The 19,769-nt window shown below is 72.0% G+C and carries 20 protein-coding genes; 8 read left to right on the plus strand and 12 right to left on the minus strand.

The annotated features are described in order from the left end of the window. Positions 1-74: 74 nt before the first annotated feature. Positions 75-725 (plus strand): copper resistance CopC family protein, encoded by a 651-nt coding sequence (locus ACWH95_RS15965; protein WP_454120960.1) that lies wholly within the window; start codon positions 75-77, stop codon positions 723-725. A gap of 9 nt (positions 726-734) precedes the next feature. Next, a complete protein-coding gene (gene lpdA / locus ACWH95_RS15970) occupies positions 735-2,132 on the plus strand; it encodes a dihydrolipoyl dehydrogenase (protein WP_136031272.1) in 1,398 nt (465 codons plus the stop codon). A 51-nt stretch (positions 2,133-2,183) separates the two neighbouring features. Here the strand turns inward: lpdA and ACWH95_RS15975 are convergent, their stop codons facing one another. From ACWH95_RS15975 to ACWH95_RS16000, 6 genes are all read right to left on the minus strand, one after another. Continuing rightward, positions 2,184-3,305: an FAD-dependent oxidoreductase gene (locus tag ACWH95_RS15975; protein ID WP_454120961.1), complete on the minus strand. Its 1,122-nt coding sequence runs from the start codon at positions 3,303-3,305 to the stop codon at positions 2,184-2,186. Continuing rightward, the gene (locus ACWH95_RS15980; protein WP_454120962.1) at positions 3,292-4,014 is read right to left on the minus strand and encodes a methyltransferase domain-containing protein; all 723 of its coding nucleotides are present in this window, start codon (positions 4,012-4,014) and stop codon (positions 3,292-3,294) included. Before ACWH95_RS15980 ends, ACWH95_RS15975 begins: the two co-directional genes overlap by 14 nt. Then, on the minus strand, positions 4,011-5,171 hold the full coding sequence (locus tag ACWH95_RS15985; RefSeq protein WP_136045486.1) for a type III polyketide synthase: 1,161 nt from the start codon (positions 5,169-5,171) through the stop codon (positions 4,011-4,013). Before ACWH95_RS15985 ends, ACWH95_RS15980 begins: the two co-directional genes overlap by 4 nt. A 62-nt stretch (positions 5,172-5,233) precedes the next feature. Beyond that, entirely contained in the window at positions 5,234-5,851 is a 618-nt protein-coding gene (locus ACWH95_RS15990) for a CYTH domain-containing protein (RefSeq protein ID WP_454120963.1), read from the minus strand. After that, positions 5,844-6,056 carry a hypothetical protein gene (locus tag ACWH95_RS15995; RefSeq protein ID WP_046749348.1) on the minus strand — a complete coding sequence of 71 codons (213 nt, stop codon included), beginning with the start codon at positions 6,054-6,056 and terminating at the stop codon, positions 5,844-5,846. Before ACWH95_RS15995 ends, ACWH95_RS15990 begins: the two co-directional genes overlap by 8 nt. A 48-nt stretch (positions 6,057-6,104) precedes the next feature. Next, entirely contained in the window at positions 6,105-6,575 is a 471-nt protein-coding gene (locus tag ACWH95_RS16000) for a prepilin peptidase (protein ID WP_136035398.1), read from the minus strand. Positions 6,576-6,705: 130 nt separating this feature from the next. On the opposite strand from ACWH95_RS16000, the gene ACWH95_RS16005 reads away from it, so the two are divergent. The 3 genes from ACWH95_RS16005 to ACWH95_RS16015 are packed head-to-tail and all read left to right on the plus strand — an operon-like array spanning position 6,706 to position 12,478. Beyond that, entirely contained in the window at positions 6,706-7,491 is a 786-nt protein-coding gene (locus ACWH95_RS16005) for a hypothetical protein (RefSeq protein WP_136035397.1), read from the plus strand. Then, entirely contained in the window at positions 7,488-9,026 is a 1,539-nt protein-coding gene (locus tag ACWH95_RS16010; protein ID WP_454120964.1) for a DNA polymerase Y family protein, read from the plus strand. The genes ACWH95_RS16005 and ACWH95_RS16010 overlap by 4 nt, the downstream gene beginning before the upstream one ends. After that, positions 9,026-12,478, plus strand: coding sequence for an error-prone DNA polymerase (locus ACWH95_RS16015; protein WP_206253270.1), 3,453 nt, complete (start codon positions 9,026-9,028; stop codon positions 12,476-12,478). Before ACWH95_RS16010 ends, ACWH95_RS16015 begins: the two co-directional genes overlap by 1 nt. 91 nt (positions 12,479-12,569) lie before the next feature. Here ACWH95_RS16015 and ACWH95_RS16020 read toward each other — a convergent pair whose 3' ends face one another. Both ACWH95_RS16020 and ACWH95_RS16025 read right to left on the minus strand, forming a co-directional pair. Continuing rightward, positions 12,570-12,953: a hypothetical protein gene (locus tag ACWH95_RS16020; RefSeq protein ID WP_454120965.1), complete on the minus strand. Its 384-nt coding sequence runs from the start codon at positions 12,951-12,953 to the stop codon at positions 12,570-12,572. 532 nt (positions 12,954-13,485) lie between these two features. Next, positions 13,486-13,710 (minus strand): hypothetical protein, encoded by a 225-nt coding sequence (locus tag ACWH95_RS16025; RefSeq protein ID WP_454120966.1) that lies wholly within the window; start codon positions 13,708-13,710, stop codon positions 13,486-13,488. Between the two features lie 99 nt (positions 13,711-13,809). Here ACWH95_RS16025 and ACWH95_RS16030 point away from each other — a divergent pair, with 99 nt between their 5' ends. Then, positions 13,810-14,673 (plus strand): DUF72 domain-containing protein, encoded by an 864-nt coding sequence (locus ACWH95_RS16030; RefSeq protein ID WP_454120967.1) that lies wholly within the window; start codon positions 13,810-13,812, stop codon positions 14,671-14,673. Between the two features lie 12 nt (positions 14,674-14,685). Here the strand turns inward: ACWH95_RS16030 and ACWH95_RS16035 are convergent, their stop codons facing one another. Then, positions 14,686-15,267, minus strand: coding sequence for an NADPH-dependent FMN reductase (locus tag ACWH95_RS16035; RefSeq protein ID WP_136031252.1), 582 nt, complete (start codon positions 15,265-15,267; stop codon positions 14,686-14,688). A 128-nt stretch (positions 15,268-15,395) separates the two neighbouring features. On the opposite strand from ACWH95_RS16035, the gene helR reads away from it, so the two are divergent. Both helR and ACWH95_RS16045 read left to right on the plus strand, forming a co-directional pair. Further along, a complete protein-coding gene (gene helR / locus ACWH95_RS16040) occupies positions 15,396-17,528 on the plus strand; it encodes an RNA polymerase recycling motor ATPase HelR (RefSeq protein WP_454120968.1) in 2,133 nt (710 codons plus the stop codon). A gap of 52 nt (positions 17,529-17,580) precedes the next feature. Further along, a complete protein-coding gene (locus tag ACWH95_RS16045; RefSeq protein ID WP_168442822.1) occupies positions 17,581-17,739 on the plus strand; it encodes a hypothetical protein in 159 nt (52 codons plus the stop codon). A 4-nt stretch (positions 17,740-17,743) separates the two neighbouring features. Here ACWH95_RS16045 and ACWH95_RS16050 read toward each other — a convergent pair whose 3' ends face one another. The 3 genes from ACWH95_RS16050 to ACWH95_RS16060 all read right to left on the minus strand — a co-directional run bounded on the left by ACWH95_RS16050 (position 17,744) and on the right by ACWH95_RS16060 (position 19,687). Further along, positions 17,744-17,950, minus strand: coding sequence for a DUF2188 domain-containing protein (locus ACWH95_RS16050; RefSeq protein ID WP_136031250.1), 207 nt, complete (start codon positions 17,948-17,950; stop codon positions 17,744-17,746). Continuing rightward, positions 17,950-18,267 carry a sugar ABC transporter ATPase gene (locus ACWH95_RS16055; RefSeq protein WP_136031249.1) on the minus strand — a complete coding sequence of 106 codons (318 nt, stop codon included), beginning with the start codon at positions 18,265-18,267 and terminating at the stop codon, positions 17,950-17,952. The genes ACWH95_RS16050 and ACWH95_RS16055 overlap by 1 nt, the downstream gene beginning before the upstream one ends. A gap of 103 nt (positions 18,268-18,370) precedes the next feature. Continuing rightward, the gene (locus ACWH95_RS16060; RefSeq protein WP_454120969.1) at positions 18,371-19,687 is read right to left on the minus strand and encodes a hypothetical protein; all 1,317 of its coding nucleotides are present in this window, start codon (positions 19,685-19,687) and stop codon (positions 18,371-18,373) included. Between the last annotated feature and the right edge of the window lie 82 nt (positions 19,688-19,769).

Here is a 19,769-nt window from a genome sequence, read left to right on the forward strand (position 1 = left end):
CGGATGCCGCAGGCCCCCGGGGAGGTCGCTTTCGCACTCAGCCGTCGCATACCGGTGATTCATAGGGTGGAGGGGTGAAGACCAAAGCCCTGCGCCACCCGGCCACCCCGATCGCCCTCGCCGCGGCCCTCCTCGCCGCCTTCCTCGTGCTCTTCTCCCCCCTCTCCGCCTCGGCACACGACGCCCTGGTGTCGTCGTCGCCCGCAGCGGACTCCTCGGTCGAGACGGTTCCCTCCGAGCTCACCCTCACCTTCAGCGCGAAGCTGATCGACGGCGAGGGCGCGACCGAGGTGGTCGTGACCGACCCCTCCGGCGCGACGGTCACCGAAGGGCCGGCGACCGTGGACGGCGCGATCGTCACGCAGCCGCTCAGCGGCAGCGGCCCCGCCGGCGCCTATCACGTGGTGTGGAAGGTCGTGTCCAGCGACGGTCACCCCACCTCCGGCGAGTTCTCCTTCACGGTCACCGTCGGCGACGAGGCAGCGACCGACGCGCCGACCACCGCCCCCGCGACCACCGCTCCCGCCACCGCGGCCCCGACCGACCAGACCCCGACGCCCGCATCCCCCGCCCCGACGGCACCCGACGACGCGGGCGCATCGGCGTGGATCTGGGTGCTCGTGGTCCTCGCCGTCCTGATCGTGATCGGCGTCGCCGTGTGGCTGACGATGCGCCGTCGCGGCGGCACCGCTCCGTCCGATTCCGACGCCCCCACCGAGCGATAGGCTTAAGGCATGCCACACTACGACGTCGTCATCCTTGGTGCAGGTCCTGGCGGATACGTCGCTGCGGTTCGCAGCGCACAGCTCGGCCTGTCCACCGCGATCATCGAGGAGAAGTACTGGGGTGGTGTGTGCCTCAACGTCGGCTGCATCCCCTCCAAGGCGCTCCTGAAGAACGCGGAGCTCGCGCACACTCTGAAGCACAAGGCCGACTTCTTCGGCATCTCCGGCGACTTCACCATCGACTACGGCAAGGCGTTCGACCGCAGCCGCGTCGTGGCCGACGGGCGCGTCAAGGGCATCCACTTCCTCATGAAGAAGAACAAGGTGACCGAGTACGACGGGCGCGGCACGTTCACCGGCCCAAAGGCCATCTCGGTGGCCAAGGCCGACGGCACGACCGAAGAGGTCACGTTCGACAACGCGATCATCGCGACGGGCTCCAAGGTGCGTCTGCTTCCGGGCGTGCAGCTGAGCGACAACGTGGTGACGTACGAGGAGCAGATCCTCTCCCGTGAGCTGCCGAAGTCCATCGTGATCGTCGGCGCCGGCGCGATCGGCATGGAGTTCGCCTACGTGATGACGAACTACGGCGTGAAGGTCACGATCATCGAGTTCCTCGACCGTGCGCTCCCCAACGAGGACGCCGATGTGTCGAAGGAGATCACGAAGCAGTACAAGAACTACGGCGTCGACATCCTCACCTCCACCAAGGTCGAGTCGGTCGTCGACAACGGCTCGTCCGTCACCGTGTCGTACACGGGCAAGGACGGCCAGCAGAGCTCGATCGAGGCCGACAAGGTGCTCATGTCGGTCGGGTTCGCCCCGAACGTCGAGGGCTTCGGGCTCGAGAACACGGGCGTGAAGCTCACCGAGCGCGGCGCGATCGACATCGACGACCACATGCGCACCAACGTCGAGGGCATCTACGCCATCGGCGACGTGACGGCCAAGCTGCAGCTCGCCCACGTGGCCGAGGCGCAGGGCGTGGTCGCTGCCGAGACCATCGGCGGCGCGGAGACGATGACCCTGGGCGACTACCGGATGATGCCGCGCGCGACGTTCTGCTCGCCGCAGGTCGCGTCGTTCGGGCTCACCGAGCAGCAGGCGAAGGACGAGGGGCGCGAGATCAAGGTCGCGACGTTCCCGTTCATGGCCAACGGCAAGGCGCACGGCCTCGGCGAGCCGGTCGGCTTCGTCAAGCTCATCGCCGACGCCGAGCACCTCGAGCTCATCGGTGCGCACATGATCGGCCCCGACGTGTCGGAGCTGCTGCCCGAGCTCACGCTCGCCCAGAAGTGGGACCTCACGGCGCTCGAGCTGGCACGCAACGTGCACACGCACCCGACGCTGTCGGAGGCCCTGCAGGAGGGCTTCCACGGCCTCGCCGGCCACATGATCAACTTCTGATCGCACGCACACGAAGGCCCGGTCCGCTCTCACGGACCGGGCCTTCGTGCGTCAGAGACCGTGCATCGTGAGGAGGCCGGTCGTCCATGCGCGCAGCGCCGGTGAGCCGAGCGTGCGGACCAGGGACTCCCGGCCCGCGACGACCGGCACCGGCGCGGGGGCGCCCATCGCCATGAAGAACGCCGAGCGCCGCTGGGCCCGCGCGGCGGCCGTCCGCGTGCGACGGGCGAAGGCGTCGAGGTCGGGCCTGTCGCCCGGCTCGGTGTCGCGCAGGACGGCGGCAAGCCGGAGCGCAGCCGTCCAGCCGAGGTTCATGCCCTGACCCCCGATCGGGCTCACCTCGTGCGCCGCATCGCCCAGGAGCACCACGCGCCCCCGGTGCACCCGCTCCGCCACATGCTGCGCGGCGACGAAGGACGACACCGTGGCGCGGTCGTCCACGACCAGCCGCTGCCCGGTGCGCGCCGCGACGACCGCCGCGAGCTCGGCCGCGGACGCCACCGGACCACCCTGACCCTCGCGCACCACCCACCGCCGACGGCCGCCCGGGAGGGGGAACGACTCCACGAGGCCGTCCGGCTCGAAGAACAGCACCGCGCGGTCGTCGGTCGTCGGCGCCTCCACGTCGAGCATCGCGTAGCACGCCCGCCCCGGTCGGCGCGCCCAGTCCACCCCGAACGCGCGACGCAGACGACTGCGCACACCGTCGGCGACCACGACCATCGACGCCGTCTCCTCGCGCCGCCCGTCGGTGCCGTCGACGCCCACGCGCACGACCGTGCCGTCGTCGCGCACCGAGCGGACGGTCGAGCCCAGGCGCAGCGCATCCCCCTGCAGACGCTGCAACCGCTCCCGCAGCAGCCCCTCCGTCCGCGGCTGCGGCAGTGTGTAGACGGGTCGCTCCGCGGTGAAGTCCAGTGACGCGAGGCGCTGCCCCCTGCTGCGCACCTCGCCGCCCGTCAGTCGCAGCGCCTCCGCTCGCACTGCTGTGCCCACCCCTGCCGCGTCGAGGGCATCGAGCCCCGGACGGTGGATGCCGATCGCGCGCGTGCGCCGTCCGGGCTCCGCGCGCTGCTCGTGCACGCGCACCCGCCGACCGTCCTGTGCCAGCAGGCACGCCACGAGCAGCCCGACGGGGCCGCCGCCGACCACGAGCACGTCATGTCCCGGCACGCGGCGCCTCCCACCGCAGCTCCAGTCGCGCGGGAAGACGACTGCGCACGCTCCATCCCGACGGCGCCAGTGCGGCGAGCTCCCGCGCGGTGTACGAGCGCCGGATACTGCGCAGACCGTCCACGCGGATGAAGGAACCGGCGAGCAGTGTGCGGGAGAGCGGCCACGTGGCACCCGCGAAAGCCGTGTAGGCCAGGCGGCCGCGCGCGATGTCGTGATGCGAGACCAGCCCGCCCGGAGCGGTGAGGGCCTGCGAGTCGCGCAGCACCGCGTCGAACTCCCCGGCATCCAGGTGATGCAGCACGTGATTCGACAGCACCACGTCGTACCGATCGCCCTCCTCGACCAGCTCGGACGACAGCGCACACCGGTAGCGGATGCCCAGCCCCGCGTCGTGCGCTGACGCCCACCGGATCGCGCGCTCATCCGCATCCAGCGCCGTGACGTCGGCCTCGAGCCCGTCCCGCCGCAGCCGCCGCACGAGAAGGCGGCACAGATCTCCGCCGCCCGCGCCGATGTCCAGGATGCGGATCCGGCGGGCGGGCGCGCGCGGGCGGATGTCCTGACGGTAGAGGCGTCCGGGCCGGGAGACCACCGCGTTCACGGCACCGAACCGCTGGTACGTGCGACCGAGCATCTCCTCATCGGCCTGCGGGTCGTCCATCAGCTCCTGCACGTCGGTCGCGCGGACCCGGAGATCCACACTCATGAAGCCGCCGGGGCGACCACGGTCAGCAGCGCGCTCTCCGCCGTGAGACCGGGGCCGAACGCCATCGCCGCCACGCGGTCGCCCGGCTCGGCCCCCTCGCGCTCCAGGATCCGCTTCAGCACGAACAACACGGTCGCACTCGACATGTTGCCGTACTCGCGCAGCGTCTCGCGCGCCGGTCGCAGCTGTGCGTCGCTCAGCGCCATCCGCTCCTGCACCCTGTCGAGGATGCTCCGCCCGCCGGGATGGATCGCCCAGTGCCGCACCTGTTCACCCACCCGTCCGGCGGCGAACGCCTCCGCGAGGCCGTCCTCCCGGGAGTAGAGCGGGCCCAGCGCCCCGATGATGGACGCGCCGATGATCTGCGGCACCGCGGTCGACAGGATCATCTCGAACCCCGAGTCGCCGATCGTCCAGGCCATGTCGTCCACGCCCTCCGGGACGATCGCGGTGTGGAAGCCGTCGAGGCGGAGCGCGGGAACGGACGAGGGGAGGTCACGCGCGGTGACGACGCCCGCTGCAGCGCCGTCGGCGAAGAGCGAGGAGGCCACGATCGTGTCCGGATCCTCCGAGGAGCGCAGGTGCAGGGTGCAGAGCTCCACGCTCACGACCAGCACGACCGCGTTCTCATCGGCCGCGCAGAACTGAGCAGCGGCCCGCAGCGCCGGCATGGAGGCATAACAGCCCATGAAGCCCAGGTGATAGCGCTGGACCGCATCGGACAGGCCGAGCCCCCGCACGATCTCGTACTCCGGTCCCGGTGCGTGGAAGCCCGTGCACGACACCGTGATCACGTGCGTGACATCGGCGGCGGTCACGTCGGGATCCGCGTCGAGCGCGCGACGGGCGGCCTCGACGAAGAGCCGCGAGGCCTCCCGCGTGTAGTAGTCGTTGCGTGCTTTCGTGCCCGGTGCGAGCAGTCGACCGGAGCGGCGGTCGTAGAACAGCGGCTCGTCCGGCTCCGCCCCCTCGGCGAGTTCATCGATCACGGTGTGCCGTGTGTCGATCCCCGACACGCGGAAGGAGGTCGACACGATGCGCTGAGCCAGCCGACCGAGACCGGGCTGGGCGGCGAAGACCTCACGCACCTGCTCCTGCACGAGAACGGTCTCGGGGACGATCGTCTGCAGCGATCGAAGCACAGGCGGTCGGCTCATGGGCCCACTCAACCACCCGGCGAGCTCCGGGGAAAAGGGGTTGCGTCGTGGCCGTCGCGCGCCTAGAACCCGAGCGCTCTGGCGAGCTTCGACTCGGAGGACGCCTCACGGGCGCCGGCCGCACGCACCACGCCCTCGACCGCGGCGAACAGGGCTGCGCGTCCTGCCTCATCGGCGGGAGCGGCGGGACCGAGCTCCACCTCCCACTCACGCCACGCGCGGCGCGTGCCACGGCGGACGTCGGTCGCACGGACGCGATCGTCCACGAACTCCGCCACGACGCCGCGCGGCCCCGTGAGCAGGTAGGCCGTGCGGTCGTTCTCGATGCGCGCGAGGGGGGTCAGCGGCGCCGTCGTCCAGCCGGAGATCGCCTCGACGACCACGGCGGGAACGGTCTCTCCGGTGTCGCCGAGCGGCCACCCCAGCTCCAGGCGTCCGTCGCCCTGCCGCGGCCCCTTCACGTGCCAGCCCTCGTCCGGGCCGCCCATGCGGCGACGCAGCGCGACGCCCGAGCGCGCGAGGGCGCCGTCGTCGGTGTCGAGATAGTGCGCGTCCAGGGCACGGTGCTCACCGGACGACACGGCATCGACCCCCGGGATCGCCTCCCACCGCGGGAGCGGAGTGTCGTCGTCGACGTCGTACGTGCGCTCGACCTCGACCGTGCGGGAGGGCTCAGTCATCCTCGAGCGTGAGGTCTTCGAGCGACTCCTCGAACCAGTAGTCGACCTCGGTCGGGCCGTCGCCCTCGCCCGTGTTCTGCGGCTCGCCGCGGCGGTTGTACACCACCTGCGTCTCGCTGTAGGGGACGATCAGCTTGTCGTCCGCATCGCCGAGGGGGATGATCTGCCCGTCCAGCGGGCCGCCGTGGAGTCGTGCGAGTGCCATGTGCCCAGAGTAGACCCGACCTCCCCCATCCGCGCGGCGCCCGGCCGCTCAGCCGAGCAGGACACCGAGGACGGCTCCCGCGATCATCCACGGTCCGAACGCGATCCTGGTCGCCCGGTCGGCGCGCCGCAGCGCCATCAGCACGAGCGCGTACAGGGCTCCGAGGACGAATGCGGACGCCGCGCCGAGCGCGAGCGCCGTCCAGCCGTGCCACGCAAGCAGCAGCCCGATGACCGCCGCGAGCTTGACGTCTCCCCCGCCCATGCCGGCGCGACTGATCACGCGCAGCACCAGGTAGAAGCCACCGAGCAGGACGCCGCCGAGCAGGGCACGGATCATCGGCTCGGGCCGACCCGTCGCGACGGCATCCCCGGTGACGAGCAGGAGCAGGGCGGCGAGCGTGGGCAGCACGATGCGGTTGGGGAGACGGTGCGTGCGGGCGTCGATCACGACCAGCCATCCGCCGACGCCGAGGAGGGCGCCGTGCACCAGGCCGATGAGGGCAAGTCGGAGATCCATCCGGGCAGGCTAGGCGAGCAGCATGCGCGCCGATGACCCCCTGTGGACAGGGTTTCGCGGATGTCCGATGTACGAATTAGCGTCGTTCACGTCACTTGCTTTATTCGTACATATCTTCGAGGATGGATGCATGGGGATCGGGCTCGATGCGATGACCGCGCTCTCTCCGACCAGCGACAACCGCGCCGGAGAGGTGCTGCGGCTGCGCCGCGAGATCAGCCGGATGCAGCGGCGGCGCAGCGAGCACACCCTGCTCCCCCTCGACCCCGCCTTCGCTGCGCTGCTGCCCGAGGAGGGACTCCAGACCGGCACCTCCTACACGGTCTCCCCCTCCCCAGCCCTCGTGCTGGCGCTGCTCAGTGCCGCCTCGGGCAAAGGGCACTGGTGCGCGGTGATCGGCATGCCGACCCTCGGGGTGGAGGCCGCCGCCGCCTACGGTATCGACCTGACCAGGCTCATCCTCGTCCCGTCTCCCGGAGACCGCTGGCTCGCAGTGACCTCCGCCCTCGCCGAAGTGGTGCCGCTGATCGTCGTCCAACCGGAGTCGAGGGCCCGGGATGCGGATGTCGCACGGCTGAGTGCTCGACTGCGCGACCGCGGCTCCACCCTGCTGGTCGCCGAGGAACCGGGCGCGGGGCGGTGGGCGCAGAGCGAGGGCACCATCCGCCTGCACGACCCCGACTGGCACGGGCTCGGAGAGGGGTGGGGCCTGCTCTCCGATTGCACGGTGACGGTCACGGCCCGGACCAGGCACAGCCCGCGCGCCTCGAGTGTGCGGGTGCGGCTCCCCGGCGGACACGGTGCCGTCGAGACGGCGGTGGCCGAGCTGACCGCACTGCCCCCGCTCTCCGTCGAACCGGAGGCGTCGGGCACCTCCGCCCCGTCGGAGCTCCTCTTCTGGGCGGAGGCAGGATGAACGCTCCCCTCCGCGTCCTCGTGCTGTGGTTCCCGGACTGGCCCCTGCGGGCGACCCTGGGTGGCGGGCAGCCGCATCCGCCCACGGCCCTGGTGCAGGCGAACACGGTCGTCGCGTGCACCGCCTCGGCCCGAGCGCACGGCGTCCGCATCGGCCAACGTCGCCGCGTCGCCCAGGGACTGCTCTCCTCGCTCCGGGTCCTCCCGCACGACCCGGGGAAGGACGAACGGGCCTTCGCCCCGGTGCTGCAGGTCATCGAGAGACACGCCCCCGGGGTCACGCTCCTGCGCCCGGGCCTCGCGATCCTGCGAGCCAGGGGAATCTCGCGCTACCACGGGGGCGAGGCGGAGGCGGCGGCGGCGCTCTCCGCGATCCTGGCCGACGCCGGCTACCCCGAGGTGCGCATCGGGGTCGCCGACGGTCCCTTCACGGCCGAGATCGCCGCACGGGGAACGGCCCCCTGCACGGTCGTCCCGCCCGGCGCCTCCCGGGATTTCCTGGCACCGTACCCCGTCCAGGTGCTCCGCGACGAGCAGCTCAGCGGGCTCCTCCTGCGACTCGGGGTGCGCACCCTCGGCGCGTTCACCGCCCTCGACCCGCTCGACGTGCGCGACCGTTTCGGCGAACAGGGAGCCCGGATGCACGCCCTCGCCTCCGGCGCCGACTCCCGCCCGCTGACCCCGCGTCCGCCCGACCCCGAGCTGGCGCGGAGCATCGAGTTCGACACCCCCCTGGGCGGCGCCGACCAGGTGGCCTTCGCCGTGCGGCAGACGGCCGACGCCGTACTGCTCGCCCTCGCCGATGCCTCCGTCGTCTGCACCGAGGTGCGGATCGATCTGACGGACGATGGCGGCGAGGTCTTCTCCCGCACCTGGCTGCACCCGACGTGCTTCGACGCCTCCGACCTCGTCGACCGGGTGCGCTGGCAACTGGAGTCCCTGGCGGCGCTGACCGCGAAGGAACCCGTGGACGAGGCGAGGGCGTTCGGCGGCATCGCGGCGGTCCGCATCCTCCCCGTCGCCGTGGACGACGCGGCACACCATCAGCCCGGCCTCTTCGGATCGGGCACCGACGAGCGCCTGCACCACGCGGTCTCCCGGGTGCAGACCATGCTCGGACATCAGGGCGTGGTCACGGCGGCCGTGTCGGGTGGGCGCTGGCTGGCCGACCGTCAGGTGCTCACCCCGTGGGGCGAACGAGTGGTGCCCCCGCGGGACCCCGGGTCGCCCTGGCCGGGCAGCCTCCCCGATCCGCTGCCGTCCGAGGTCTTCCGCCCTCCCCGCCCGGTCGGCGTCGTCGGGGTTGACGGGAGCGTCCTCACGGTGGACGACCGCGGGGCGCTGTCGAACGACCCCGCCCGCATCGACGGTGCCGGAGTGCAGGCCTGGGCGGGGCCGTGGCCGGTGCAGGAACGCCGGTGGGCTCCGGGGGGCGGCAAGCGGGGGCATCGGCTCCAGATCGTCGACGACCGCGACCGCGCCTGGCTCGTCTTCCACGCCGGCGAGCGCTGGTGGGCCGAAGGGAGGTATCGCTGATGGGATGGCACAACCCGCCGCTGAGCTGGGATCAGCTCGAGCGCACCCTCAGCGGCGATCCGGCCCCGCCGTCCGCGACCCCCGGGCGACGAGCGGACCCCGGACCCGTGAGCCGACGCCGCAAGCGCCTCCCTCCCGCCCTGCCGAAGCGGCCGGACGACGCCGTGCCCTACGCCGAGCTGCACGCGCACTCCTCCTACTCCTTCCTCGACGGCGCCTCCTCCCCCGAAGACCTTCTGGCCGAAGCCGAACGCTTGGGCCTGAGCGCACTCGCCCTCACGGACCACGACGGGTTCTACGGCGCCGCGCGCTTCGCCGAGCTCGCGGAGCACATGGAGGTGCAGCTGCAGACCGTGTTCGGAGCCGAACTGTCGCTCGACCTGCCGCTCGCCCCGCAGGGCGCCGCCGACCCGCCCGGCGAGCATCTGCTCGTGCTCGCCCGCGGCATGGAGGGCTACCACCGGCTGTCCGGGGCGATCACCGCCGCCCAGCTGCGGGGCGGGGAGAAGGGACGCCCCGTGTACGACCTCGACGACCTGGCCGCCCGCGCGGACGGACACTGGACGATCCTGACCGGCTGCCGCAAGGGCGCGGTCCGGCGAGGGCTCGACGCCGGCGACGCCGCCACCCCGCTCCGACGACTCGTCGACCTGTTCGGCAGCGACAGCGTGGCCGTCGAGCTCTTCGACCACGGAGAGCCCCTGGACACACGGCGCAACGACGCTCTCGCCGACCTCGCGCGGCGGATGCGCCTGCCGGTCGTGGCGACCAACAACGTGCACTACGCCAGGCCGATGCAGGCTCCCCTCGCGGAGGCCGTGGCCGCGGTCAGGGCGGTGCGCAGCATGGACGAGCTCGACGGCTGGCTGCCCGCGCACGGCGGAGCCCACCTGCGCAGCGGGGCCGAGATGACGGCACGTTTCGCGCGCTACCCCGGAGCGATCTCACACGGGCTGGAGATCGCCGCCGCCTCCGCCTTCCCGCTGCGCATGGCACGCCCGGCCCTCCCTCGGCAGGACGTGCCGCCGGGCCACACGCCCATGAGCTGGCTGCGACACCTGGTGTGGGCGGCGGTGCCGACGAAGTACCCCCGGCTGGACGCCGACGGCCACCGCCGCATCGAGCGCGAGCTCGACGTGATCGAGGAGAAGGACTTCCCCGGCTACTTCCTGATCGTGCACGGCATCGTCGCCGAGGCCCGTCGCCGCGGGATCCTCTGCCAGGGGCGAGGCTCCGCTGCGGCGAGCGCGGTGTGCTACCTGCTGGGCATCACCGCGGTCGACCCGATCCTCTACCGGCTGCCGTTCGAGCGGTTCCTCGCCACCACGCGCACGGAGGAGCCCGACATCGACGTGGACTTCGACTCGCGGCGCCGGGAGGAGATCATCCAGTGGGTGTACCGCGAGTACGGAAGAGAGCGGGCGGCCCAGGTGGCGAACGTCATCCAGTACCGGCCGAAGAACGCGGTCCGCGACATGGCCAGGGCCCTGGGGTACTCGCCGGGCCAGCAGGACTCGTGGTCACGGCAGGTCGACGGGTGGGGGTCGGGGCTCGAACCCGTCGAGGGCCACGACATCCCGGACACCGTGCTCGACTACGCCGCCGAGCTGCTCAAGGCCCCCCGTCACCTGGGGATCCACTCCGGCGGCATGGTGCTCACCGCGCGCCCGGTCGGCGAGGTGGTCCCGGTGGAGCACGCCCGCATGGAGGACAGGACGGTCATCCAGTGGGACAAGGACGACGCCGCCTTCATGGGGCTGGTGAAGTTCGACCTGCTCGGCCTCGGCATGCTCGCGGCCCTGCAGCACTGCTTCGACCTCGTGCGCGAGGCCACCGGCGAGGAATGGACGCTGGAGACCCTGCCGAAGGAGGAGGCCGGGGTGTACGACATGCTGTGCCGCGCCGACTCGATCGGCGTCTTCCAGGTCGAGTCCCGAGCGCAGATCGGCCTGCTGCCCCGCCTGCAGCCCCGCCGCTTCTACGACCTCGCGATCCAGATCGCCCTGATCCGCCCCGGACCCATCCAGGGTGGCGCGGTGCATCCGTTCGTGCGGCGCAAGATGGCGAAGGACCGGACGGACGAGGAGAACAGGGAGCGGGAGGCCAGGGGCGAGGCGCCGGTGGACTTCCCGATCCCCTACCCGCACAGCGACCTGGAGGACATCCTGAAGCGCACCCTGGGGATCCCCATCTTCCAGGAGCAGCTGATCCAGATGGCCACGGCGGTGGGCGACTGCACGGCCGACGAGGCGGACCTGCTGCGGCGGGCGATGGGGTCCAAACGAGGGCTGGAGAAGATCGAGAAGGTGCGGGGCAAGCTCTACGCAGGGATGGCCAGGCGAGGACTCGTGGACGACGACGCCGACCGCATCTACGCGCAGATCCAGGCGTTCTCGAACTTCGGTTTCGCCGAGTCGCACTCGCTGTCGTTCGCGCTCCTCGTCTACGCGAGCTCCTGGCTGAAGCTGCACTACCCGGCGGCCTTCCTCGCCGGGCTGCTGCGGTCGCAGCCGATGGGGTTCTACTCCCCCGCGACACTCACGGCGGATGCCCGCCGGCACGGGGTGGAGGTGCGCCGCCCCGATCTGCACCTGTCCGGGGCCACCGAGCTGCTCGAACCCGTCGCCGCGGACGGCGGCACCGGGCCCACGGGCAGGGAGAGCTGCCTGGCGGATCCGCAACCGGAAGTCCTGCGCTTCGACCGGAGCGCGCCGGACGAGTCGGCGGCACACCGCAGGGACGGGCGGTTCGCGGTGCGACTCGGGCTCAGCGGCATCCGCGGCATCGGCGTGCCGCTGGCGGAACGGATCGTCGCCGAGCGTGAGGCCCACGGCCCCTATCGCGATCTCCACGACCTGGTGCGGCGGACCGATGCGACGGCGGCGCAGCTGGAAGCCCTCGCCACCGCCGGCGCCTTCGCGTGCCTCGGCCTCGAACGGCGGGAGGCGATCTGGCTCGCCGGGGCCGCGGCCGACGACCGCTCCCGCTTCCTGCCGGGGACGACCGTGGCTGTGCAGCCTCCCCTGTTCGCCGACCAGACGAGTTACGAACGGCTCTCGGCCGATCTCTGGGCCACGGGCATCTCGACGGACGACCACCCCATGGCACACTTCCGCGCAGCCCTCCAGACCCGCGGGGTGCTGACCGCGGCCGATCTGCAGAAGCACGAGACGGGACGACGCATCGAGGTCGCCGGGCTGGTCACCCACCGACAGCGACCGGCGACAGCGGCCGGGGTCACCTTCGTGAACCTCGAAGACGAGAGCGGTCTGGTGAACGTGATCTGCTCCACCGGTGTCTGGGGCCGCTTCGGCCGGATCGCCCGCGAGTCGCCGGCACTCATCATCCGCGGCATCCTCGAACGCTCACCCGAGGGTGTGGTCAACGTGCTCGCCGACGCCTTCGAGGATCTGCAGACCGGCGTGGCCCACCGATCGCGGGACTTCCGATGACCCGGGCACCGACAGCGCAGGCCCCTCAGAAGCGAAGGACGTCCGCCGACCGCACCAGGCACCCGCCCCGGCCCCGCGCGGCCCGCGTGCGTCACCAGAAGCGCTCGGGCTCCTCGGCCGGCGGGCGGTCGGTGCCACCCCAGCGGTCGGCCTCCGCCTTCGCCGCCTCCACCGCCGCATCCGCTCCCCGCAGCGCGACCCCGGCCTCGCTCGCCGCAGGCCCGACGGGGTCCACGAGCAGCGCCGTGCGCGTCACGCCGCCGCTGACCGTGACCGTGCACTCCAGAACCCGTCCGATCCAGCGCGAGAGCGCGCCGCGCGCCTCCTCGCCGCGCCGGTACCGGATCCCCGTGTCGAGGTCGACCACCGCCAGCACGATCGGCTCTCGGCCCTCTCCCTCATCGTGCTCGGTCACCTCGATCCGATGCCCGAGCGGGAGCGCGACCTGACCGGCGAACACGAGCATCCTGTCCATTCCCCCACCCTACGAAACCGCCACCGGACCCGACAGACACCCCGGGCGAAAACCTCTTCGCAACTTTCTTTGTCCCCCAAATGGCGGACACGGCGATTAAGCGATATTCTGCTCTTCGTAGCGGGGGCTACAGGCTGAGGAACTGGGGAATCAGCCGTCGAGAGCAGCGGAAGTTTCGCCGCCTCCCCAACCGTCCGGGAAGGACGGTGAGCCCTCTCGACAGCACCGTGCTGGGGCGGTCCGGTCGAGAGGGCATACCCCGCGCCACGGCACCCCACATCCTCGCCCGTCAGCCGTCCCCAACTAGCCGTCGACAGGGCCGCGGTCAACCCCGGCCCGCACACGCCGCCGCGGGGCTAGCGTCGCCCCCCATGACGACCGTGTTCCGAACGACTCGCGCCCCGCGTCGGACGGGAGGCACCCGCGGGGCCTTCACCGCTCTCGCGCCGCCTCTCGTCCCACCGGCGCGTTCCACAGACTCGGCACCCGCTCACCGCGCGCACCCGGGGGACGCCGCGCGTGCCGCATCGCCCTACAGCACGTCGTCGGCGTCGGCGTCGTCGAGGTCGTCGTCGTCCAGTGGCACCTCGTGCCGCTGCTCGGCCGCATCGGCCGGGTCGGCCTCGACCGAGTGCACGTCCGGCTCACCGGTCGTCGTCACCTCCGGGTCGTCCGGCACCTCCAGATCGGGCCGCTCCTGCTCCTGCAGGTCGGCTTCCGGCTTGACCTCGTCGATCGGCTGGTCGCTCAGGGACATCGCGTCTCCTCTCGTTCGGCGGATGCTCCCACCCTGTAACGCCCGTCGGCCAGCGGCAAGGGGCTTGACGGCTACGCACCCCCTCGCGGAGGCGGCACCGTGACCGGGGGACCCGTCACCGGGCGCGTCCGCATCGGCGTCTCGGGCTGGCGCTACGCCCGCTGGCGGGGCGACTTCTACCCCCGCGGCCTGCCGCAGCGCCGCGAGCTCGAGTACATCGGGGAGCAGTTCCCCTCGGTCGAGCTCAACGGCTCGTTCTACTCGCTGCAACGACCGGAGAGCTACCGCACGTGGGCGTCGAGCGTGCCGGACGACTTCGTGTTCGCCGTGAAGGGGTCGCGCTACGTCACGCACATGCTGCGCCTGCGCGCGGTCGACCAGGCCCTCGCGAACTTCTTCGCCTCGGGCGTGCTGGCGCTCGGCGAACGGCTCGGGCCGATCCTGTGGCAGCTGCCGGAGCGCCAGAAGTTCGTGCCGGCGCTCCTGGAGTCGTTCCTCGACAGCCTCCCCCGCACCACCGGGGAGGCGCTCGAACTCGCCCGCGGCCACGACGAACGCCTCCGTGACCGCGCGTGGCTCGACATCGACGCCGACCGGCCGCTGCGCTACGCGCTCGAACCGCGCTCCGCCACCTTCGCCGACCCCGCGAGCCTGACGCTGCTGCAGGCGCACGGCACCGCGCTGGTGGTTGCCGACACCGCGGGGCGATGGCCGAGGTTCGACGCGCTCACCGCGGACCACGTGTACATCCGACTCCACGGCGCGCGCATGCTGTACCACAGCGGGTACACCGGCGCCGAGTTGCGCGAGTGGGCGACGCTCATCCGGGCGTGGGCAGACGGGTCGGGCGCCGCGGACGGCCGCCCGCGCGACGTGTTCGTGTACTTCGACAACGACGCCCGCGGTCACGCCCCGCACGACGCCCTGGCGTTGCGCGCCCTCGTGGACGCCCCGCCGATCTGACGGAGGCGGGCGTCAGCGGTCGCCGACGTGTCCCGGCGCGGTGAGCGACAGCACCCGCTCGACGAACGCCCCGTACTCCTCCATGTAGTGCGCGAGGAAGTCTCTCGTGCCCTCGTCGTGCACCTCGCCGTCCGCACCGAACACCTCGGGCCGGAACGTGATGTACGCCTCCGGCGCGTTCAGCTGCGGGGCGTTGAGGAAGCTCAGCACGCTGCGCATGGACGACTGCATGACGGCCGTACCGATCGCCCCGGTCGACGCACCGATGATGCCGCTCGGCTTGCGGGCGAACGAGTTGTGACCCCACGGGCGCGAGCCCCAGTCGATCGCGTTCTTCAGCGCGCCGGGGATCGACCGGTTGTACTCGGGCGACACGAACAGCAGGCCCTCGGCACTCTCCACCGCGCGCTTGAACTCCGTGACCGCCTCGACCGGCTCGAGCTCGTCGTCGCGGTTGTAGAGGGGAAGGCCGCGGATGGGGATCTCCTCCAGCTCCAGGCTGGGCGGCGCGAGGCGCACCAGCGCCCTCGCGAGGGTGCGATTGATCGAGTCCGACGCCAGGCTGCCGATGAGGTAGCCGATCCGATGGGCCATGGTGAGTCCCCCGTCTCTCCCTGCATTTCCAGGATATCTCCGCGGTGGGGGCTTGCCGCAAGGCCCCACCCCGCGGGCAGAATCGACGGTCTGCGCGCGCTCCGGCGCGTGGAACGCGAAGGAGATTCATGCCCATCGACCCCTTCCACCTCTCCCCCGAGAAACAGGCCAAGACCGCTCCCGCCCTCATCGACGCCGATCGCCGACACCTCCAGCGCATCGCGGCCGAACTCGACGGTCAGCGCGCCGACGTCGCCCGACGGCTCGACGACGTCCGTCGCGTGCGCGCCGGCTCCGGGGGCGCCGCCGTGGACCGCGACCTCGAGATCCGGCGGCTGTCGTCGCGCCTGCGCGTGCTCGAACGCTTCGACATCGACGTGTGCCTCGGCCGCATGACCCCCGCCGACGGCGAGCCCGTCTACATCGGCCGCACCGGGCTCGCCGCCTCCGACGGCACCCGGCTGCTGATCGACTGGCGTGCGCCCGCCGCCGAGCCCTACTTCGCCGCGACACTGGAGGACCCCCGCGGTCTGATCTCCCGCCGCCGATACCGGTGGACGGACGGCCGGATCAGCGACTACTGGGACGAGGCCCTGACCGCCGACGGCTTCGACGGCGCGGCCTCCCTCGACGACCAGTCCGCGTTCATCGCGAGCCTTGGCACGCACCGCACCGCCCGCATGCGCGACGTGCTGGCGACCATCCAGGCCGACCAGGACGCGATCATCCGCACCCCGTCCCGCGGCGCCCTCGTGGTGGACGGTGGTCCGGGCACCGGCAAGACCGTGGTGGCGCTGCACCGCGCGGCCCACCTGCTCTACGCCGAACCGCACCTCACCGCGAGCGCGGGCGGGATGCTGCTCGTGGGCCCGAACCCGCACTACCTCGCCTACGTGGAAGACGTGTTGCCGAGCCTCGGCGAGGACACCGTACGGCTGTGCACCCTCCGCGACCTCACCCCGGAAGGCGCGACGGCCCCGCCCGAAGTTGACCAGAGGATCGCCGCGCTCAAGGCCGCGCTCGACCCCGAGGCCGTGCTCGCCGCCGCGGCCGCCGCGTTCGAGCGGCCGCCCGGCCACGCGACGCGCCTCGACTCCCCGTGGGCCGACCTGTGGCTCAGCCGCGAGGAGTGGGCGGAGGTGTTCGCGGGTGCCGACCCCGCCGCGACCCACAACGAGGCGCGCGACGAGGTGTGGGAAGAGCTGCTGGAACTGCTGGTGGAACAGGTCGACGACGACGAGGTGCCGCCCCACGCGGTGCGACGGTGGCTGCGGCAGGACGACGAGCTGACCGGCACGTTCGTGCGCGCGTGGCCCCTGCTGACACCGGGCGAGGTGGTGGCTCGACTGTGGAGCTCCCCCGAGTTCCTGCGGGCGTGCGCCCCCGCGCTGACCCCCGACGAGGTGACGCTGCTCCAACGCGAGCGTCCGGATGCCTGGACCGACGCCGACCTTCCGCTGCTCGACGCGGCGCACCGGCGCATCGGTGACCCGGAGGCCGTGCGTGCCGCCCACCGCCGCGACGCCGTGATCGCCTCGGCGCAGGAGCAGATGTCGCACGTGGTCGACCACCTGATCGAGGACGACGACAGCGAGATGAAGGTGATGTCGATCCTGCGCGGCCAGGACGCCCGCAACGTGCTCGTGGGCGTGGACGCACCGCCCGTGCTGCCGCCGGACGAGCTCGCCGGGCCGTTCGGGCACATCGTGGTCGACGAGGCGCAGGAGCTCACGGATGCGCAGTGGCGGATGCTGCTCGCCCGGTGCCCCTCGCGCAGCATCACGATCGTCGGGGATCGCGCCCAGGCGAGACACGGCTTCACCGAGACCTGGCAGCAGCGGCTCGCCCGGGTCGGCGTACGGGAGGTGAGCGTGGCCCACCTCGGGGTGAACTACCGCACCCCCGCGGAGGTGATGGCGGTCGCGGCCCCCGGAATCCTCGCGGCGCTGCCCGACGCGAACGTCCCGACCTCGGTGCGCGAGAGCGGCATCCCGGTGCGGACCGGTGCCGTGGCCGAGCTGCCCGCCGTGCTCGACGACTGGCTCGCGGCGAACCCCGACGGTGTGGCCTGCGTGATCGGGGACTCCTCGTTCGCCCCGACCGCCCGCGTGCGCTCGCTCACGCCGACCTCGGCCAAGGGACTGGAGTTCGACCTCGTGGTGCTGGTGCACCCCGAGCGGTTCGGCGAGGACCTGACCGGCGCGGTGGACCGCTACGTCGCGATGACCCGGAGCACGCGGGAGCTCATCCTGCTCGGGTGATCCCGGACGAAGGTCGCTATCCGCCGCGGGCCGCCGGTTCTACCCTGAGACGATGACGAACGCCGCGCGCACGGCACCGCACTGTCCCGAGGACGACGTGGTGATGCTCGCGGTGCCCGGCGGCTGGAGGTGCCCGGAGTGCGGGCACCTCCAGCAGCCGCAGGACGGCGAGGAGCCGCGGGACCGCGAGGACCTCGGCCGCCTGCGCTGAGGGCTCAGACGCTGTCGTCCTGGTCGACGATCGTGCCGGTCGGTTCGCTGATCTCGACCGTGTGGCGCACGCCGTGCTCCGACGCCAGCGCCTCGCCCTCCTCGATCGCCTCATCCCGGCTGGCGTAGCTGCGCGAGAGCTCGGGGGCACCCTCGGCCTCGTTCACCCACTGGCCGTTCTTCGACCGCGTGACCACGGCGGTGACGGCCATCACACGTCACCGGGGCCCAGGTCGCCCTGTCCCTCGTCGCCGAGGTCGGCGAGCACCGGGTCCTCGCCCTGGCTCTCGGGCTGCGGGCCGGAGCCGGGCAGGTCGTCCGCGGGGACCTCGTCGTCGGGATCGGGGATCTCGTCCGGGTCGCGCCCGGTCGCGGTCGCCGTGTCGAGCTCGTCGGCGGAGGCGCCGTCGTCGAGGGCCTCCGTGCGCTCCCATTCCGCCTGCGCCGGATCGTCCCGCGGGTCTGCTTCGGTGGTCGCGTCGCCGTCGCGCAGCGGCTGACCGCCGACGTCGTCGGGTGTCGATGCCATGTCTCCTCCTTCGATCGGTCCGCCCAGTGTGCCGCCCGGGGTTCCCGGTGCCGAGGGGGTTGAGCAGGAGACGGACAGCGGCTACGTTCGCGTCCGGGAAGCGTCAGACGTACGTGCGCTCGAACGCGATGTCGTTCGTGAGACCGAGCGACTTCCACACGTCGTCCTCGACGTAGCGCGTGTGGCTGAACCGAAGACTCCCGGTGACCGCGGGCGTGAGCGTCCGTGAGATCGCGCTCATCGCCGTGGGCATCGCGTTGCGCGCGTTGGTGAACAGGCGGTCGAGGTGGACGACCCAGTCGAGCGGGGTGCGCAGCTCGACGATCCGCCCGACGCGCGTCCGCATGTCCCTCCACTCACTGTCCGGTCGGGGAATGACCGGGGTGTGCAGCAGGACCAGGAGCTTCACACGCAGACCTTGCGCGATCGCCTCGAGGACGATGCTGCCGCCGTGGCTGTGCGCGAAGACGGTGTCGAGTTCTGCGATCCCGCGTAGCCGGCACCACTCGAGGAGATCGGCCGCGCCCTCGGCACGCGCAACAGCCCTGTAGGCACCGGTCCAGCGGAAGTAGTCACCGCGGCGGTACAGACTCGGTGTGCATCCTCGGCGGATCCGAGCGGGAAGTGCGGCGGAGGGCGCATACCAGCGCGCGGGAACGGGGATGAGCCGGGCGAAAGTGCCGTGCACGACGATGCTCGTGGCCGTCACCTCTTCCGCGGCGTCCGTCTCCCCGTCCGTCAGGCCGTGGACATCCGCGTCGTCTGCACCATCCGCTGACTCGTCGGCCGCGTCGAGATCGTCCGGAACCTCCTGACCGGATGCATGGACACCCGCCATCCGCGCGAACACCGCCGCATAGCCTTCTGCATCGCGGAGCTCGGTGCGCACGCGCTCGACCTCGTCGTCGTTCTCGGTGCGCACGCCCGTGAGCACGGCCGCAGCCATCGCCCGAACCGCCGGCCTCCGGCCGTGGAGGGCCAACGAGACGAAGGCGACCGCCGAACGCGCGGATCGCCATCCCGTCATGTTCCGCCACAGCGTCTCCAGGTCGGCCGTTGACGCCGGTGACCCCTCGTTGCCCTCGCCGGATGAATCGACCCGGGTTCGCGCGAGTTGGTCGGAGTCCACGACGAGGACGACCTCCCCGCCGTCGTGCCGACGTGGCTCGACACGCTGGAGTGCACGATCGGCGAGCCAGGGAAGAGGCCGTGACCGCGCTGTCTTGCCTGCGGTGCGAACCACGGGCACACCGAGCAACCTGGCCTGTTCGGCGGCCTCGTCGTCCCCCTCCATCCGGCCCGACAGCCACAACCCGAGGCACAGGAGCTGCGAGATCTGCTCGTCCTCGTCGTCGCCCAGCCAGACCGCCAGTCCCCTCGACGGTTCAGGCGGCAGCAGCCCGGTCGTGTCGACGCTCATGCGTGGTCGCCTCTGTCACGGCGCCGCTGCCCGCGTTCACGCCGAGCCTCCTCGTCGCGCCGCTCACGACGTTAGCGTGTCT

The organism is Microbacterium sp. NPDC055502, assembly GCF_053643635.1.

Coding starts and splice junctions, on each gene's coding strand:
- ACWH95_RS16035 (WP_136031252.1), bottom strand. CDS start 15,267: ATGGCCCATCGGATCGGCTACCTCATCGGCAGCCTGGCGTCGGACTCG.
- ACWH95_RS15985 (WP_136045486.1), bottom strand. CDS start 5,171: ATGAGCCGACCGCCTGTGCTTCGATCGCTGCAGACGATCGTCCCCGAG.
- ACWH95_RS16010 (WP_454120964.1), top strand. CDS start 7,488: ATGAACGCTCCCCTCCGCGTCCTCGTGCTGTGGTTCCCGGACTGGCCC.
- ACWH95_RS16055 (WP_136031249.1), bottom strand. CDS start 18,267: ATGGCATCGACACCCGACGACGTCGGCGGTCAGCCGCTGCGCGACGGC.
- ACWH95_RS15990 (WP_454120963.1), bottom strand. CDS start 5,851: ATGACTGAGCCCTCCCGCACGGTCGAGGTCGAGCGCACGTACGACGTC.
- ACWH95_RS16015 (WP_206253270.1), top strand. CDS start 9,026: ATGGGATGGCACAACCCGCCGCTGAGCTGGGATCAGCTCGAGCGCACC.
- ACWH95_RS16025 (WP_454120966.1), bottom strand. CDS start 13,710: ATGTCCCTGAGCGACCAGCCGATCGACGAGGTCAAGCCGGAAGCCGAC.
- ACWH95_RS15980 (WP_454120962.1), bottom strand. CDS start 4,014: ATGAGTGTGGATCTCCGGGTCCGCGCGACCGACGTGCAGGAGCTGATG.
- ACWH95_RS16045 (WP_168442822.1), top strand. CDS start 17,581: ATGACGAACGCCGCGCGCACGGCACCGCACTGTCCCGAGGACGACGTG.
- ACWH95_RS16005 (WP_136035397.1), top strand. CDS start 6,706: ATGGGGATCGGGCTCGATGCGATGACCGCGCTCTCTCCGACCAGCGAC.
- helR (WP_454120968.1), top strand. CDS start 15,396: ATGCCCATCGACCCCTTCCACCTCTCCCCCGAGAAACAGGCCAAGACC.
- ACWH95_RS16000 (WP_136035398.1), bottom strand. CDS start 6,575: ATGGATCTCCGACTTGCCCTCATCGGCCTGGTGCACGGCGCCCTCCTC.
- ACWH95_RS16060 (WP_454120969.1), bottom strand. CDS start 19,687: ATGAGCGTCGACACGACCGGGCTGCTGCCGCCTGAACCGTCGAGGGGA.
- ACWH95_RS16020 (WP_454120965.1), bottom strand. CDS start 12,953: ATGGACAGGATGCTCGTGTTCGCCGGTCAGGTCGCGCTCCCGCTCGGG.
- ACWH95_RS16050 (WP_136031250.1), bottom strand. CDS start 17,950: ATGGCCGTCACCGCCGTGGTCACGCGGTCGAAGAACGGCCAGTGGGTG.
- ACWH95_RS15995 (WP_046749348.1), bottom strand. CDS start 6,056: ATGGCACTCGCACGACTCCACGGCGGCCCGCTGGACGGGCAGATCATC.
- lpdA (WP_136031272.1), top strand. CDS start 735: ATGCCACACTACGACGTCGTCATCCTTGGTGCAGGTCCTGGCGGATAC.